Origin of the sequence: Stenotrophomonas terrae, assembly GCF_039674165.1 — a bacterium.
Lineage (GTDB): Bacteria > Pseudomonadota > Gammaproteobacteria > Xanthomonadales > Xanthomonadaceae > Stenotrophomonas > Stenotrophomonas terrae_A.
This window is the reverse complement of the sequence record NZ_JBDJMY010000020.1, coordinates 38,952-54,776: the sequence shown is the minus strand read 5'-3', so window position 1 is coordinate 54,776 and position 15,825 is coordinate 38,952. Positions and strand designations below refer to the sequence as shown.

Sequence of the window (15,825 nt, the reverse complement as noted above, 5' to 3'; positions counted from 1 at the left end):
TGCTGCAAGCCAGGACGGCGTAGCAGTGCAGCGTTGAGGTTCCATCCCTGTTCTATTAAGACGAGAGATCCGACATGAAGAAGAAGACCCAGCTTGGTTTGGCGATTGCCGGTGCCGTACTGATGGCTTCGATCGGCGTACCCGCCGCATCTGCTGCAGAAATTGGACCTGCAAAAGTAGTTGGCATGAGTTCGTCGGCTGTGGACAACAGCGGCGCTTACCGCTTCGTGGTCAAGTACCGTGCCGGTGCGAGCGAGCTGCGCGACAGCGCAACCGCCAACCGTGGCCTGGGTGCAGCGGCATCGCGCGCCGGTCTGGATCGCGCCGTCGCCAAGACCGCACGCGCCGCCGCGCAGCCGGCGGTACAGGCGTCACTGCTGCGTCGCATGGGCGCGCCGGGTTGGAGCGTGGTCAAGACCTCGCGTGCGCTCAATGCGCAGGAAGCGGCGGATTTTGTCCGCGAGCTCAAGGCCAATCCTGCGGTTGAGAGCGCCAGCATCGATCGCATGTACCAGCGCATGGTTGATGTAGCGCCTGCAATGACCCCGACCGATCCGAACTACGCGCAATACCAGTGGAATTTCTTCAATGCGACCTCCGGCGTGCGCGCACCGCAGGCATGGGATCTCTCGCAGGGTGAGGGCGTGGTGGTGGCGGTGATTGATACCGGCATCGTGCAGGACAACCCGGATCTGCAGAACAACGTCATCCCCGGTTACGACATGATCAGCGACAAGCGCGTCTCGCGCCGCGCCACCGACGACCGGGTTGCCGGTGGCTGGGATCTTGGCGACTGGATCGAAGCCAACTACTGCACCGGTTGGGCTACCGGTGGCTCGCATGCGGCCGACGTCAGTTCCTGGCACGGCAGCCACGTGTCCGGCACCGTCGCCCAGGAGACCAACAACGGCAAGGGCCTGGCAGGCCTGGCCTACAAGGCCAAAGTGATGCCGATCCGCGTGCTCGGTTCCTGCGGTGGTTTTGGTAGCGACATCTCCGACGGCATCATCTGGGCCGCAGGTGGCGAGGTGCCGGGGCTGCCGCTCAACACCAATCCTGCTGAAGTGATCAACATGAGCCTGGGCAGTGGCTCCCCCTCGAGCTGCCCGACCGAGTACCAGGAAGCCATTGATCTGGCCAACAGCAAGGGTGCCATCGTGGTGGTGGCGGCAGGCAATGACAACGCCAACGCTGCCACTTACACGATGTCCTCGTGCAACAACGTGATCAGCGTTGGCGCCACCGGTATTGCCGGTGGCCGTGCCTACTACTCCAACTATGGTGCGCGCGTGGACCTGTCGGCGCCGGGCGGCGGCGGTGGCGGCGATGGCAACCCGAACGGCTATATCTGGCAGGTGATCAATGGCGCCGACCAGAGCCCGGAAGCGGGCAACTGGATCCTGGGCGGCATGGGTGGCACATCGATGGCATCGCCGCATGTGGCCGCTGCAGTGGCCATGGTGCAGAGCGTGGTTGATACGCCGCTGACCCTGAACCAGATGCGCGACCTGCTCAAGAGCACCGCCACACCGTTCCCGGTGGCGATCCCGGCTTCCACCCCGATCGGCGCGGGCATCCTCAACATCAATGCCGCATTGGTGAAGGCGACCGAGCCGCCGTGTGATCCGAATGTCGAGCAGTGCGGCCCGGACGCCACACCGCTGGTCAACAAGGTGGCGGTGACCGGCCTGGCTGGCAGCAGCGGCAGCGAAGTGGTGTACAGCTTCGAGGCCGAGGCCGGCAAGGTGCTGACCTTCATGACCTACGGTGGCAGCGGTGACGTCTCGATGTACGTCAGCTTCAATGAGGTGCCGAGCGCCAGCCAGTCCGATGCCAAGTCCACCCGCGCTGGCAACAGCGAGACGGTGCGCTTCAACAAGGCCCAGGCCGGTACCTACTACGTCACCCTGGTGGGAGCCAACGCCTACAGCGGCGTGAGCCTGGTTGCACGCCAGTAATTCTGACCGTTGCAGCCACCTGGAACCCCGGCATTGCCGGGGTTCTTTTTTGCATGGAATGCGTGTTCATGTGCACGTCCTGACAGCATGAACTGTTAAAGTTCGGCCAACACAGGAGGATTGCGTGAACGCGGTAGCCCACGACACCCAACTTGCGCCATCCCCTGCTGAGCTTGTCATCAACGAGCTGCTGGCCCAGGGCCGGCTGAAAGACGCCGACCTGCAGCGCGCCCGCCAGTTGCAGCGCGAGTCCGGCGGTGAGCTGCTGGTGTTGCTGGCGCGTCTGGGGCTGGTATCCGAACGCGATCACGCCGAGGCCTGTGCAAAAGTATTGGAACTGCGTCTGATCGCAGCACGTGAGTTGCCCGAGCACCCGCCCGAGCTGGTGGAAGGCGTCGAGCCGGTGCCGCTGCGTTTCCTCAAGCAATTCCTGGTGCTGCCGCTGGGCGAGCAGCGCGGCCGCATCCTGCTATGGATGGCCGACCCGCAGGAAGGCTATGCACGCGATGCGATCCGCTTGGCCACCGGCTGCGAAGTCACCCCGGTAGTGGGCGTGCGCAGTGAGGTGGATGAGCTGATCGAGCGCTGGTACGGGCAGGGCCGCAGTGCGATGGGCACCATCCTGGAAACCGCCGATGGTGAAATGGCGCCCGTCGATGACATCGAACACCTGCGCGACCAGGCGTCCGAAGCGCCGGTCATCCGCCTGGTCAACCTGTTGATCCAACGCGCGGTGGAACTGCGTGCATCGGACATCCATGTCGAGCCGTTCGAAAGCCGCTTGAAGGTGCGTTACCGCATCGATGGTGTGCTGGTCGATGGCGAAAGCCCGCCGGTCAATCTCACCGCCGCGGTCATCAGCCGCATCAAGATCATGGCCAAGCTCAACATCGCCGAGCGCCGCCTGCCGCAGGACGGCCGCATCATGCTGCGGGTACAGGGCAAGGAGCTGGATCTGCGCGTCAGCAGCATGCCCACCGCGCATGGCGAAAGCGTCGTGATGCGCCTACTGGACCGCGAGGCGGTGGTGTTCGATTTCCAGCGGCTGGGCTTTGACGAGGCGTTCCTGCCGCAGTTCCGCAAGGTGCTGGAACAGCCGCACGGCATCCTGCTGGTCACCGGGCCCACCGGTTCCGGCAAGACCACTACGCTGTACACGGCGTTGAGCCAGCTCAATACCGACAAGGTCAAGATCATCACCGTTGAAGACCCGGTCGAATACCAGCTGGAAGGCATCAACCAGATCCAGGCCAAGCCACAGATCGGGCTGGATTTCGCCAACGCCCTGCGCAGCATCGTCCGCCAGGACCCGGACATCATCATGATCGGCGAAATGCGCGATCTGGAAACCGCGCGCATCGCCATCCAGTCCGCGCTGACCGGTCACCTGGTGTTATCCACCCTGCATACCAACAATGCCGCCGGCGGCATCACCCGTCTGCTCGACATGGGGGTGGAAGACTACCTGCTCACCTCCACCATCAACGGCATCCTTGCCCAGCGCCTGGTGCGCCGGCTGGAGCCTACGCATGCATTGCGCTACCGCGCCTCGGAGGAGGAGATCGAACGCTTCGGGCTGCGGCGTTTCCAGCCGCAGGGCGATATCCATCTTTACCGCGCGCAGCCATCGGCGCAGGCGCCCACCGGCTACCTTGGCCGCACCACCATCGTTGAGTTCCTGGTGATGGACGACAGCTTGCGCAACGCAGTGATGCGCAAGGCCGGCATGGGTGAGATTGAACAGCTTGCCCGCAAGGCAGGCATGCGCACCATGTACGAAGACGGCATCGCCAAGGCCTTGCGTGGCCAGACAACACTGGAAGAAGTGTTGCGGGTAACGGAGGACGCATGAGCCATCGCCTTCAACCGGACGGATGCTGTTGATGGCGCGCTACCGTTACAAGGCATTGGATGCCCGTGGCGAACTGTTGGAAGGGCAGATGGACGCGGCCAGCGAGGCCGAGGTGATCACCCGCCTGCAGGAGCAGGGGCATCTGCCGGTCGAGGCCCGTCCGGCCACCGGTTCCGCTTTTGAAGGTGGCAGTTGGAAACAATGGCGGCAGCGTCCGTTCGCTGGTGCCACGCTGGTCCAGTTCACCCAGCAGCTGGCGACCCTGCTCGGTGCAGGCCAGCCCTTGGACCGTGCGTTGTCGATCCTGATGGAAACGCCCGAAGACGCCCGTTCGCAACGGGTGATCGGCGATATCCGCGACAGCGTGCGCGGCGGTGCACCGCTGTCGCAGGCGCTGGAGCGCCAGCATGGTCTGTTCTCGCGCCTGTACGTGAACATGGTGCGTGCCGGTGAGGCCGGCGGCAGCCTGCATGAAACCCTGCAGCGCCTGGCCGACTATCTGGAACGCAGCCAGGAATTGAAGGGCAGGGTGATCAACGCCTTGATCTACCCGGCCATCCTGCTGGTGGTCGTGGGCCTGGCCCTGCTGTTCCTGCTTGGCTACGTGGTGCCGCAGTTCGCCTTGATGTACCAGAGCCTGGACGTCACCTTGCCGTGGTTCACGCGGCTGGTGCTGGAAGCCGGCCTGCTGGTGCGCAAAGGCTGGCTGGTATTCATCGTGGTGCCGGCCTTGCTGCTGCTGTGGGGCGAGCGCAAGCGTCGCGATCCGGTGTTCCGGCTCGGCTTTGACAGCTGGCTGTTGAAGCGGCCGATGGCCGGCGGCCTGGTTGCAAAACTCGAAACCGCGCGCCTGGCCCGTACCTTGGGCACGTTGCTGCGCAACGGCGTGCCGCTGCTGTCCGGGTTGGGCATTGCCCGCAACGTGCTGGGCAACCGCGCGTTGATCGGCGACGTCGGCGAAGCTGCCGAGGCAGTGAAAAATGGTGCCGGGCTGGCCTCGTCGCTGAGCCGCGGTGGCCGCTTCCCACGCCTGGCCCTGCAGATGATCCAGGTGGGTGAGGAATCCGGCACGCTGGATACCATGCTGCTGAAAACCGCCGACACCTTCGAGCAGGAAAGCGCGCGTGCCATCGACCGTATGTTGGCGGCGTTGGTGCCGGTGATCACATTGTTGTTGGCGTCGGTGGTGGGCATGGTCATCGTTGCGGTGCTGGTGCCCTTGTATGACCTGACCAACGCCATCGGTTAACCCGTAACTGTCGCAGACAAGGAAACAAAGCAATGAGGCGAACCCTGAAACAACCAGCATCACGTGCCCGCCAGGCCGGCATGAGCTTGCTGGAAATCATCATCGTCATCGTGCTGATCGGTGCGGTGCTCACCTTGGTGGGCAGCCGCGTGCTGGGCGGCGCCGACCGTGGCAAGGCCAACCTGGGCAAGACCCAGATCCAGACCCTTGCCAGCAAGGTGGAGAACTACAAACTCGATACCGGCCGCCTGCCGGCCAAGCTGGAAGATCTTTCCAGCCAGCCCAGCGGTGTGGCCGGCTGGTTGGGGCCGTACGCCAAGCCAGCCGAATTCAACGATCCCTGGGGCAACCCGGTGCAGTACCGCGTGCCGGGTGAAGGGCGCCCGTTCGATCTGCTCAGCCTTGGCGCCGACGGCCAGCCCGGTGGCGAGAGCTACAACGCCGACATCCGTTACGAATAGGCCTGATGCTGCCGCCGCGCCTCCCGCTTCCGCTCCATGCCACGCGTGTTGTATCTGCACGGCGTAAGGCCATGCGCGGCATGTCGCTGCTGGAAATGGTGCTGGTGCTGGCACTGGTCGCCGCACTGGCGATGATGGCGGCAATGGCGATGAACGGCGGCATGGAAGGCGTGCGCCTGCGTTCGGCCGGCAAAACCCTGGCGGCCGAACTGCGCTTCGCACGCACCCGTGCAATCAGTACCGGCGTTCCCCAGCAGTTCCAGATCACGCCGCGCACCGGCAGATGGCAGGGCGCGGACGGTCACCATGGTGAGCTGCCGGAAAACGTCAACGTGCAGTTCACCGGTGCCGGGCAGCTGCAACAGCGGCGCGATGAAGGCGTGGTGCGTTTCTTCGAGGATGGCGCATCCAGCGGCGGGCGCATCGAGCTGCGCGCCGGCAAGGCGGTGTGGCGGATCGATGTGGCTTGGATAACCGGCGAAGTCAAAGCCGGTCCGCCGCGCGAGGGCGCCGGATGAGGCGCCAACGCGGTTATTCCCTGATCGAAGTGATCGTCGCTTTTGCCCTGCTTGCCTTGGCGATGACCCTGCTGCTGGGCAGCCTGTCCGGTGCCGCACGCCAGGTCAGCCTTGCTGACGGCTACGGCCGCGCCGCGCTGCATGCACAGTCGTTGTTGGCCGTTGCCGGGGTGGAAGCGCCACTGCGTGCAGGGCGTCAACAAGGGGAGTGGGAGCAGGGCCGCTATCAATGGAGCCTGCAGGTTTCGCCGTATATGGAGCCGCGCCAGCAACAGGCACGGCTGTGGTTGCTGGACCTGCAGGTGCGTTGGGGCGAGAGCGCGCAGGAGCAGTTGCACTGGCGCACGCTGCGCTTGCGCGGCAATGCACCGCTGGAGGCCGCGCCATGAGGCGTCCAGCGCGGCCGCGCGGTTTTACTCTGATCGAAGTATTGCTGGCCACGGTATTGCTGGCTGCCGGCATGGCGCTGGCATTTGCCGCGGTGCGTTCGACGCTGGCCATCAGCAGCCGTGGTGAAGCCATCGCCAGCGGCAATGAGCGCATGCGCGCGGTCGAAGGCTTTCTGCGCCGGCGGCTGGTGTCGGCCATGCCCTTGCCGCTGCAACGCGATGCACCGGCCGGCGTTGCTGCGGTGTTCACCGGTACTGCGCAGCAAATGCGCTTTGTCGCCAACGTGCCCGACTACCTGGGCCGCGGTGGTCCCTATCTGCATACCCTGGAAGTCAGCGGCAGTGGTGCTGGCCAACAGCTGCGGCTGGGCTTGACCCTGTTGCAGGGCGGGCAGCTGCTGGAAGAAGACCCGCCGCGCGGCAGCGAGCTGCTGGCCGATGATCTCAAACAGGTGAAGCTGCGCTATCGCGGTATCGACCCCAGCAGCGGCGCGATGGGGCGTTGGCAGGACAGCTGGGACGCAGCCGGGCGCATGCCAGCGCTGGTCGCCATCGAAATCACCCCGGCGCATGGCCCGGCATGGCCGCCATTGGTGGTCGCCCTGCCGCAATCCGCTGCTGCCGGGAGTTGGCGATGAAGGCCCGTGGCGCAGCGTTGGTGCTGGTCTTGTGGGTGGTGGCGTTGCTGGCCACCACCATTGCTGCGTTTGCGATGACCGCACGCGTGGAACACCTGCAGGGCCGGGTGACCGGCGACGTGGCCGGCGGGGAACAGATTGCCCATGCCGGTATCGACTACGCGTTGTCGCGGATGCGCGCCACCCCGACCCAGCCCAGTTGGCGTGCCGATGGGCGACCGTATCGCTGGCGGTTTGATGACCGGGTGGTGGAGCTGCGCATTGTGGATGAGACCGGCAAGGTCGATTTGAACAAGGCCGATCTGAACCTGCTGCAGGCCTTGCTGCGCGGCTTCGAGCTGGCACCGGACAAGGCCGCAAGGCTGGCTGGTGCCATTGTCGATTGGCGCGACCCGGATGAACTGCTGCAGATTGCCGGTGGCGCGGAGACTGCCGACTATCGGTCCGCCGGCTTGCCGTACGGTGCCAAGAACGCGCCGTTCGACAGTGTCAGCGAGCTGCAGCGCGTACTCGGCATGGATCCGGCACTTTATGCACAGCTGGCGCCGCTGCTGACGGTGTACGGTAACGGCCGGCCCAATCCGCGTTTTGCCCCGGCCACCGTGCTGACCGCGATGGGCATGGATGCGGCGCTGATCATGGCCCAGCGTGAGCGGGAGGACGGCAACGCCGGGATGGGTGAAACTTCGGCTGGCGGTGGCGACAGCGGCACTTATAGTGTGACCAGCAGCGTGCAGTTGGTGGGCGAGCGACAAGCAGCAACCCGCGCGGTGGTGCGTCTGAATCCCGGTGGTGTGGCCGGTGCACCGTATACGGTGCTGCAGTGGGAACAGGGAGCGATGACGAGATGACGGGGTTGCGCGAACGACTAGGGCAGGCAGGTGGACGCATCATGCCGGGCGCTGGCAGCTTCTGGGCCTGGTGGAGCCAGGCGCTGCTGTCGTGGCTGCCCGCCCGCTGGCAGGCCTTGCTGGGCGTGTCCGATGCACGCCTGCTGTTGCAGGTGGCGGACGAGCAGCTGGCGGTATCGCTGCTGCACAACGGCCAGCGCCAATTGCTGCAGGCCTTGCCACGCGATTGCACGCCGGCTGCGCTGGATGCTGCCTTGCCGCCGCGTGTGGCGAGTTTGCCGCGCTTCGGGCTGCTGCCGGCCAGCGCGGTATTGCGCAAGCCGCTGCGCATGCCGGCTGCCGCTGAGCCACGCCTGCGCGAGGTGCTGGGTTTCGAGATAGATCGGCAGACACCGTTCACCGCCGCGCAGGTGTACTACGACGTGCGCCTGCTGCAGCGCCGTGGCGATGGTCAGCTGGATACCGAACTGGTGGTGGTGCCGCGGCAGCGGATCGATGCCTTGTTGAGCCCGGCCGAGGCCTGGCAGCAACAGCTCGATGGCGTCGATGTGCTCGCTGCCGACGCACAGCCGTTGGCGGTGAACCTGTTGCCGGTAGCAATGCGCCGGCAACGGCACGATCCGATGCGCAGGCTCAACCGCATCCTGTTGGTGGCAGGGCTGGTGATGCTGGTGTTGGCCGCCTGGCAACTATTGGACAACCGCCGTGCGGCTGCCGCGCAGCTGTCGGCGCGGGTGGATGCCGCGGCCACGCGCGCGCGCGTTGTGGCGGCGCAGCGGCAGCAGTTGCAGGATCTGGTGGATGGCCAGCAGTTCTTTGCCGAGCAACGTGCAGCGCAGCCTTCGGCGACGCAGGTCATCAACGAACTCAGCCAGCGCCTGGATGACGCCACCTCGTTGGAGAAGCTGTCGATCGAGGCAGGGCGGATGCAGTTGATCGGCATGAGCAGCAGCGCGTCTTCGCTGGTATCCACGCTGGAAGGCTCCAGCCTGTGGAAGACGCCGTCGCTGACCGGCGTGTTGCAGACCGGTAACGGCGGCAGCCGCGAGCGTTTCACCTTGACCGCAGAACTGCGTGCACCCACCCAGGAGGCTGCCGATGGCACCGCACCCCGCACGCCGTGACCGCTGGTTGGCGCTGGGCCTGTTGTTGGCCGTGCTGGGCATGGTCTATCTGTTGCTGGTGCAGCCTTTGTGGACCGCTCCGATGCGGGCGGTGGACGCCGAGATCGCGGCCTTGCAGGAACGCGAGCAGCGCATCGACCTGCAGTTGCGGCAAGCCCCGCAGGTTGCACAGCGGCTGCAGCAGGCGCAGCAGGTGCTGGCCGACCAACCGGGTTTCATGGCCGAAGGCTCGGTTGAACTGGCTACTTCCAAGCTGGTCCAGCGGCTGGAGGAAGCTGCGCGCCTGGCCAGCCCGGATCAACGCAGCTGCGCCATCAGTGACCGTTCGCCGTTGCCGGCCGACAGCACCGGCCGGTTTGTGCGGGTCGCGGTACAGGCGCGGCTGCGTTGCGGCATGAACGAGTGGATGAGCGTATTGCAGACCCTGGAAACCGGCGCGCCGCAGCTGCGCGTTGACCGCTTGGACATTCTTGCCGCAGGTCCGGGCGAAGGCGGCGGTGGTCTGGATGTGAGCTTCGAACTCAGCGGTTACCTGCGGCCGGGTGTTGTTCCACCCGCTACGGAGGTGGGCAATGCGCAATGACGTGGCAGGGCTGAGAACCTGGCTGCTGGCCACCTTTGCCGGCTGGGCGCTGCTGGTCTGGGCTGCGTGCCTGTTTGGCCTGGGCAGCCGCATCGGCAACAGCACCGCCACGCTGGAGGCGCCGGCCCTGCCAGCAGTGCCGCAGGTTGCGCAGCTGGCCGTTGTCGACAACACCGAGGCCTTGAACCGGCCGCTGTTCGCCAGTGACCGGCGGCCGCACCCGTTCTTCATTGGCGAGGCCGGCGAGCCCGCTGCCGCCAGTGTGCGTTTGACCGGGGTATTGATGACGCCGGGGCTGGACATGGCCACGCTGACTACCGAGCAGGGCAAGTCGCTGCGGCTGCGCCTGGGTGGCGAGCCGCGGGACGGTTGGCAGCTGCTGTCGCTGCAGCCGCGCAGCGCCGTGGTCAGTGGCCCGGCCGGCACCCTCAATCTGGAACTGCAGGTGTTCAGCGGCGGGCCCAAGCCGCCACTGGATGCGGCCGCAGCGCCGGGCAACGTGGCAATACCGGCGGCCGCCAGTGTGCCGCTGCCGCCGCCACCGCCGACGGCCGCAGATCCTGCGTCGCCATCGGCCGATCAGATCAAGGCGATCCGTGATCGCATCCAGGCCCGCCGTCGGCAGGCACAACAGAATCAGAACGGCCGCTCCGGCAGCCAGAACCCGTAGAGTGAACGTATGACGTCACGCATAGTTGCAGTCACCCTGCTGATCGGCGCCCTGAGCAGCTGCGCTACCACGCCGCCGCCGGAAGTCCGCCGTAATCCGGCGCCCGATACCCGTGCGCCGGCCCCCGGCGAGCCCGCGCGTACCAGCGCCTTGAGCGCGGAGGAAGCCCCCCGGCCCGATGACAACCAGGGCCGGGCGGTGATCCGCCGCGGCAACGGTACGGTGATCAACCGCGCAGCGGCGTCGGCACCGGCACCGGCCTTGAGCGCGGCGGGCAATGGCACCGCGGTGTTCAATTTCGAGGGCGAATCGGTACAGGCGGTCACCAAGGCCATTCTTGGCGACATGCTCGGCCAGAACTACGTGATCGCACCGACCGTGCAGGGCACGGTGACGCTGGCCACGCCCAAGCCGGTGTCGCCGGCACAGGCGTTGAACCTGCTGGAGATGGTGCTGGGCTGGAACAATGCCCGCCTGATCTACAGCGGCGGCCGCTACAACGTGGTGCCGGCCGATCAGTCGCTGGCCGGCACGGTGGCGCCCAGCACCGCCCCGGCCGCCGCCGCGCGCGGTTACGAGGTGCGGGTGGTGCCGCTGCAATACATCTCGGCTGCCGAGATGAAGAAGGTGCTCGAGCCCTATGCGCGGCCCAATGCCATCGTCGGCGTTGATGGTTCACGCAATGTCATCACCTTGGGCGGCACCCGCACCGAGCTGGAAAACTACCTGCGCACGGTCGAGATCTTCGACGTGGATTGGCTGTCGGGCATGTCGGTGGGCGTGTTCCCGATCCAGTCCGGGCGTGCCTCGCAGGTGGCCAACGATCTTGAAAAAGTATTCGGCGAGAACAGCAAGACGCCCAGTGCGGGCATGTTCCGTTTCATGCCATTGGACAACGCCAACGCGGTACTGGTGATCACCCCGCAGGCACGCTACCTGGACCAGATCCAGCAATGGCTGGACCGCATCGACAGCGCCGGCGGCAACGCCCGTCTGTTTTCGTACGAGCTGAAGTACATCAAGGCCAAGGACCTGGCCGACCGTCTGGCCGAGGTGTTCGGCAGCAGCGGCTCGCGCAGCCAGGGTGACAGCGGCACCTCGCTGGCGCCGGGTGCCAGCCCGGTGACGCTGGGCGGGCGTGGGCAGGACGGCGGCTATGGCCAGAACGATGGGCTCAAGCCCAGCGACATCGGTTCGGCCGGTGGCGCGGGTTCGGGCCTTTCCGGCAGCAGCGGTGGCGGTATGGGCGAAACGATGCAGCTGCCGCAGCAGACCTCGGGCAACGGCAGCGTCACCCTGGAAGTGGAAGGTGACCGCGTCGGTGTTTCGGCGGTGGAGGAAACCAATACCCTGCTGGTGCGCTCCACCCCGCAGGCCTGGCGCTCGATCCAGGAAGTGGTGGAAAAACTCGATGTAATGCCGCTGCAGGTGCATATCGAAGCGCAGGTGGCCGAAGTCGCCTTGAACGGCAAGCTCAGCTATGGCGTGAACTGGTTCTTCGAGCAGGCGGTGAATGGCGCACCGGGCGCCAGCCCGGGCAACATCGGCATGTCCGGTGCTGGCCTGCCCAGCGCGCTGGGCCGCGGCATCTGGGGTGACATCGCTGGCAAGGTCACCGGCAGCGGCATGGCCTGGACCTTCCTCGGCAAGAATGCCGCCGCCATCATCACCGCGCTGGATGAAGTCACCAACGTCCGCCTGCTGCAGACGCCGTCGCTGTTCGTGCGCAACAACGCAGTGGCAACGTTGAATGTGGGCAGCCGCATCCCGGTCAATTCCACCTCGATCTCGACCATTGGCGACAACGCATATTCCACCGTGCAGTACATGGAAACCGGCAACATCCTCAAGGTGCGCCCACGCGTTACCCGCGACGGCATGGTGTTCCTGGACATCGTGCAGGAGATCAGCGCGCCGGAAGGGCAGCCGGACAAGAACGACAACTACCGCATCAATACCCGCCGCATGCAGACCGAGGCGGCGGTAAGCACCGGTGACACGGTGATGCTGGCCGGGCTGATCGATGACAGCAGCACCGATGGTTCGTCCGGCCTGCCGTTCCTGAGCCGCTTGCCGGTGGTCGGCAGCCTGTTCGGGCAGAAGACCCAGAACCACCGTCGCAACGAAGTGATCGTGCTGATCACGCCCACCATCGTCCGCAACCCGCAGGAAGCACGCAACCTCACCGACGAGTACGGCAGCCGCTTCCGCGCGCTGGACCCGATCGACAAGCCCAAGGCAGGCCGTTAAGCATGGCCCTGCCGGTCATTCTGTTACCGGTGGGCGTGGATGATGCGGCGCTGGATGCCTGCCTTGCCGCATTGGAACGACACACGCCGGCGGGTACGCCGGTGTGGCTGGCTGATGATGGCCAGAGCGGGCCGCGCGGGCAGGCGGTGATCGAGCATTGGCTGGCCAGCACCCGGCTGCAGGCCGAATACACCCGCCGGCCACGCCCGATTGGCGAAGCCGCACATCTGGATCAGATGCTGCAGGCCTGCGGCGACGCCGATGTGGCGGTATTGGCGCCGGATGCATTGCCAATGGCCGGTTGGCTGCAGCAGCTCAGCGAGTGTCTGGCACGCGATGCCTCCATCGCCACCGCTACGCCCTGGAGCAATGCCGGCGAAGCAGTGTCGTGGCCACGCGCAGGCGAACTCAATCCCTTGCCTGCCGATGCGGCGCGCCTGGCGCAGGCATTGGCGGCGATGCCGTTGCTGCAACCGGAGCTGCCTTCGGCGGTGACCCACGCGGTGTTGATACGCGGCAGTGCGCGCCGCCGCGCCGGTGGCTTGGACATTCACAGCTATGGCTCATGGTATGCGGCACTGGTGGACCTGAGCCTACGCATGAGCGGCCTGGGCTGGCGCAATGTGCTGTGTGACAACGCCTTCGTCGGCCGCCAGAGCGAAGGCCGCCCGGCCGAAGGTGATATGGAAGTGCTGGCCAACCGCTGGCCGGTATGGACCGCGCGGCTTGCGGCTTTCCTGATGAATGACCCGCTGCACGCGCACCGCCAGCAGCTGCAGCAGTTGTGCGAGCAGGCGATAATGCCGCAAGCCCAGCCCGACCTGTTCGACGCCTGTGGTTCCCTTCCAGGCCCGGAGTAGGTGTGAGCGATTCAATTGCGGTGGTGGTGGTCAGTTACCAAAGTGCCAGCACCTTGGATGAATGCCTGCAGCGCTTGCGCGCGGCCAAGGATGTGGCCGAGATCCGCGTGGTCGACAACGAATCGCGTGATGGCTCGCTGGCGATCGCGCAGCGCCATGCGCTGGCCGACAGCCGCGTGCGTTTCATCGCCAATCCGGACAACCCCGGCTTTGCAACCGCCTGCAACCAGGGCGCGCGCGAATGCCATGCGCCGTGGCTGGCCTTCGTCAATCCGGATTTGATGGTGGAGCCGCAGACCCTGGCGCAGCTGCGTGATCTTGGCCGGCCGCTGGGCGATTGCCTGCTGGGCGTGGAGCAGGTGGACGAGAACGGCATCGCCGACCCGGCGGTACGCCGCCGCGATCCGGATTTCGCGGCGATGCTGCGCAAGCCCGGTGCCGGTTCGCGTCTGTCCGTGGCGGCAGACCCCTGCATGCCGCTGCAGCAGGTGCAGGCCTTGTCCGGTGCCTTGTTGCTGATGCCGCGCGGCTTGTTTGATCGCCTGCATGGCTGGGATGAGGGTTACCGCCTGCATGCCGAAGACCTGGACCTGTGCCGTCGCGCGCGTCAGGCCGGCGCGGTGGTGGCCATTGCCAATGACTTGAAGGTGCTGCATGTGCGCGGTGTGTCCAGCCGCTCGCGGCCGTTCTTCGTGGAATGGCACAAGCATCGCGGGCTGTGGCGCTACTTCCGCAAGTTCGAAGCGGCGCAGCGCGGCGTATTGGTGCGGGCAGGGGTGTGGTGCGCGATCTGGGCACACGCGCTGCTGCAGGTGCCGCGCTTGTTGTTGAAGTAGGGCTGGAATTTGAGCGGTGGGGCATTCAAAGCACCCCTCCCCAACCCTCCCCTTGGCTGCGCCAAAGGGAGGGGCAGAAGCATGCATCGCTCCCTCCCTTGCGCAAGGCGCAGGGGAGGGCTGGGGAGGGGTGCTCTTCGTGCAAACTCCATCGCCCTAGCGCCTGCGCCCGCCACAGAGCATGAACAAGCCCTGGCGCTCGGCTGAACGGGAGCCGCCTGCCAGCGCATAATGCGGGGCATGATCATTCAATCCCTGCTCGACACCGATCTCTACAAATTCACGATGATGCAGGCGGTACTGCACCAGTACCCGGGCGCCATCGTCCAGTACCGGTTCAAATGCCGCACGCCGGGGATTGATCTGGCCGCCTATCTGGACGAGATCAACGCCGAAATCGATCATCTGTGCAGCCTGCGCTTCACCGCCGATGAGCTGGAATACATGCGCCGGCTGCGTTTCGTGAAGCCGGACTTCGCCGACTTCCTCGGTTTGTTCCATCTGGATCGCAAATACATCAGTCTGCAGGCGTCGGCGACCGTGCCGGGCGAGATCGAGCTGGATATCACCGGCCCGTGGCTGCACACCATCATGTTTGAAGTGCCGCTGCTGGCGATCATCAACGAGGTGTGGTTCCGCAATACCACCTCGCCCGATTTCGCCGAAGGCGAGCGTCGCCTGCAGGTCAAGACCGCGCTGTTGCGCGATACACCGGGCTTTGAAAACTGCCGCATCGCCGATTACGGTTCGCGTCGCCGCTATTCGCGCAAGTGGCACGCCATGATGTTGCCGATGCTGCGTGATGCCTTGGGCTCGCAGTTTGTCGGCACCAGCAACGTGCACTTCGCGCGCATGTACGGCATGACCCCGCACGGCACGATGGCGCATGAGTATCTGCAGGCCTTCCAGGCATTGGGCCCACGGCTGCGTGACTCGCAGGTGGCGGCGCTGGAGTCGTGGGCGCGAGAGTATCGCGGTGACCTGGGCATTGCCCTGTCCGACGTGGTCGGCATGGAAGCTTTCCTGCGCGACTTCGACATGTATTTCTGCAAGCTGTTCGATGGCGTGCGCCATGATTCCGGCGACCCGGTCGCGTGGGGTGATCGCATGCTGGCCCACTTCAAGGCCAACCGCGTCGACCCGACCAGCAAGGTGTTGGTGTTCAGCGACGGGCTGAACATCGAAAAAGTGATGCAGCTGTACGACTACTTCCGTGGCCGCTGCCAGGTCGCCTTCGGTGTTGGCACCCATCTGACCAATGACCTGGGCCCGACGCCGCTGAACATCGTCATCAAGATGGTTCGCTGCAACGGCCAACCGGTCGCCAAGCTCAGTGATTCGCCGGGTAAGAGCATGTGTGATGATCCGGGCTATCTGTCGTATTTGCGGCAGGTTTTCGAGCTTCAGTAAGCGTCAAATTACTGTCACCCGGTCTTGACAACTGCGATTGATTCCTTAACGAAGCTGATCGTCGCGTCTGTACCCCTATAAACGTGAGTGCTGTCACGTTATTGTAGCGGCCATGGAACAGGTGGCCAGGTACACCGTGCTCGTCGTTTGATGCGCCGGAAGGTTGTCTGCAGGGG

15 protein-coding genes are annotated in these 15,825 nt (G+C 65.4%); all 15 read left to right on the top strand.

Annotated elements, in window-relative coordinates; translation table 11 throughout:
* Positions 1–74 precede the first annotated feature (74 nt).
* The 15 genes from ABE493_RS10955 (at position 75) to pncB (ending at position 15,649) form a co-directional block, all read left to right on the top strand.
* Positions 75–1,958, top strand: coding sequence for a S8 family serine peptidase (locus ABE493_RS10955; protein ID WP_346498951.1), 1,884 nt, complete (start codon positions 75–77; stop codon positions 1,956–1,958).
* Between the two features lie 124 nt (positions 1,959–2,082).
* Complete coding sequence (gene gspE / locus ABE493_RS10950) at positions 2,083–3,810, top strand: type II secretion system ATPase GspE (RefSeq protein ID WP_346498950.1); 1,728 nt, start codon at positions 2,083–2,085, stop codon at positions 3,808–3,810.
* A gap of 31 nt (positions 3,811–3,841) precedes the next feature.
* Positions 3,842–5,059 (top strand): type II secretion system protein XpsF, encoded by a 1,218-nt coding sequence (xpsF, locus tag ABE493_RS10945; RefSeq protein WP_346498949.1) that lies wholly within the window; start codon positions 3,842–3,844, stop codon positions 5,057–5,059.
* Positions 5,060–5,091: 32 nt separating this feature from the next.
* Positions 5,092–5,520 carry a type II secretion system major pseudopilin GspG gene (gene gspG, locus ABE493_RS10940; RefSeq protein WP_346498948.1) on the top strand — a complete coding sequence of 143 codons (429 nt, stop codon included), beginning with the start codon at positions 5,092–5,094 and terminating at the stop codon, positions 5,518–5,520.
* Positions 5,521–5,591: 71 nt separating this feature from the next.
* Positions 5,592–6,038, top strand: a complete 447-nt coding sequence (gene xpsH / locus ABE493_RS10935) for a type II secretion system protein XpsH (RefSeq protein ID WP_346498947.1) — start codon at positions 5,592–5,594, stop codon at positions 6,036–6,038.
* A complete protein-coding gene (xpsI, locus tag ABE493_RS10930) occupies positions 6,035–6,427 on the top strand; it encodes a type II secretion system protein XpsI (protein WP_346498946.1) in 393 nt (130 codons plus the stop codon). Before xpsH ends, xpsI begins: the two co-directional genes overlap by 4 nt.
* Positions 6,424–7,065, top strand: a complete 642-nt coding sequence (locus ABE493_RS10925) for a prepilin-type N-terminal cleavage/methylation domain-containing protein (RefSeq protein WP_346498945.1) — start codon at positions 6,424–6,426, stop codon at positions 7,063–7,065. Before xpsI ends, ABE493_RS10925 begins: the two co-directional genes overlap by 4 nt.
* On the top strand, positions 7,062–7,916 hold the full coding sequence (locus tag ABE493_RS10920) for a general secretion pathway protein GspK (RefSeq protein WP_346498944.1): 855 nt from the start codon (positions 7,062–7,064) through the stop codon (positions 7,914–7,916). Before ABE493_RS10925 ends, ABE493_RS10920 begins: the two co-directional genes overlap by 4 nt.
* Positions 7,913–9,040 (top strand): PilN domain-containing protein, encoded by a 1,128-nt coding sequence (locus ABE493_RS10915; RefSeq protein WP_346498943.1) that lies wholly within the window; start codon positions 7,913–7,915, stop codon positions 9,038–9,040. Before ABE493_RS10920 ends, ABE493_RS10915 begins: the two co-directional genes overlap by 4 nt.
* On the top strand, positions 9,015–9,623 hold the full coding sequence (gene gspM, locus ABE493_RS10910) for a type II secretion system protein GspM (protein WP_346498942.1): 609 nt from the start codon (positions 9,015–9,017) through the stop codon (positions 9,621–9,623). The genes ABE493_RS10915 and gspM overlap by 26 nt, the downstream gene beginning before the upstream one ends.
* Positions 9,613–10,293, top strand: a complete 681-nt coding sequence (locus ABE493_RS10905; protein WP_346498941.1) for a hypothetical protein — start codon at positions 9,613–9,615, stop codon at positions 10,291–10,293. Before gspM ends, ABE493_RS10905 begins: the two co-directional genes overlap by 11 nt.
* Before the next feature lie 9 nt (positions 10,294–10,302).
* The gene (gene gspD / locus ABE493_RS10900; RefSeq protein WP_346498940.1) at positions 10,303–12,543 is read left to right on the top strand and encodes a type II secretion system secretin GspD; all 2,241 of its coding nucleotides are present in this window, start codon (positions 10,303–10,305) and stop codon (positions 12,541–12,543) included.
* A 2-nt stretch (positions 12,544–12,545) separates the two neighbouring features.
* Positions 12,546–13,403: a glycosyltransferase family 2 protein gene (locus tag ABE493_RS10895; protein ID WP_346498939.1), complete on the top strand. Its 858-nt coding sequence runs from the start codon at positions 12,546–12,548 to the stop codon at positions 13,401–13,403.
* A gap of 2 nt (positions 13,404–13,405) precedes the next feature.
* The gene (locus ABE493_RS10890) at positions 13,406–14,239 is read left to right on the top strand and encodes a glycosyltransferase family 2 protein (RefSeq protein WP_346498938.1); all 834 of its coding nucleotides are present in this window, start codon (positions 13,406–13,408) and stop codon (positions 14,237–14,239) included.
* A 240-nt stretch (positions 14,240–14,479) separates the two neighbouring features.
* Positions 14,480–15,649: a nicotinate phosphoribosyltransferase gene (gene pncB / locus ABE493_RS10885; RefSeq protein WP_346498937.1), complete on the top strand. Its 1,170-nt coding sequence runs from the start codon at positions 14,480–14,482 to the stop codon at positions 15,647–15,649.
* The last annotated feature ends 176 nt before the right edge of the window (positions 15,650–15,825 follow it).

Excerpts from the sequence above, each read along its gene's own strand:
- ABE493_RS10955 (WP_346498951.1), top strand. The coding sequence starts at position 75 with ATGAAGAAGAAGACCCAGCTTGGTTTGGCGATTGCCGGTGCCGTACTG.
- xpsF (WP_346498949.1), top strand. The coding sequence starts at position 3,842 with ATGGCGCGCTACCGTTACAAGGCATTGGATGCCCGTGGCGAACTGTTG.
- gspG (WP_346498948.1), top strand. The coding sequence starts at position 5,092 with ATGAGGCGAACCCTGAAACAACCAGCATCACGTGCCCGCCAGGCCGGC.
- xpsH (WP_346498947.1), top strand. The coding sequence starts at position 5,592 with ATGCGCGGCATGTCGCTGCTGGAAATGGTGCTGGTGCTGGCACTGGTC.
- xpsI (WP_346498946.1), top strand. The coding sequence starts at position 6,035 with ATGAGGCGCCAACGCGGTTATTCCCTGATCGAAGTGATCGTCGCTTTT.
- ABE493_RS10925 (WP_346498945.1), top strand. The coding sequence starts at position 6,424 with ATGAGGCGTCCAGCGCGGCCGCGCGGTTTTACTCTGATCGAAGTATTG.
- ABE493_RS10920 (WP_346498944.1), top strand. The coding sequence starts at position 7,062 with ATGAAGGCCCGTGGCGCAGCGTTGGTGCTGGTCTTGTGGGTGGTGGCG.
- ABE493_RS10915 (WP_346498943.1), top strand. The coding sequence starts at position 7,913 with ATGACGGGGTTGCGCGAACGACTAGGGCAGGCAGGTGGACGCATCATG.
- gspM (WP_346498942.1), top strand. The coding sequence starts at position 9,015 with ATGGCACCGCACCCCGCACGCCGTGACCGCTGGTTGGCGCTGGGCCTG.
- ABE493_RS10905 (WP_346498941.1), top strand. The coding sequence starts at position 9,613 with ATGCGCAATGACGTGGCAGGGCTGAGAACCTGGCTGCTGGCCACCTTT.
- gspD (WP_346498940.1), top strand. The coding sequence starts at position 10,303 with ATGACGTCACGCATAGTTGCAGTCACCCTGCTGATCGGCGCCCTGAGC.
- ABE493_RS10895 (WP_346498939.1), top strand. The coding sequence starts at position 12,546 with ATGGCCCTGCCGGTCATTCTGTTACCGGTGGGCGTGGATGATGCGGCG.
- pncB (WP_346498937.1), top strand. The coding sequence starts at position 14,480 with ATGATCATTCAATCCCTGCTCGACACCGATCTCTACAAATTCACGATG.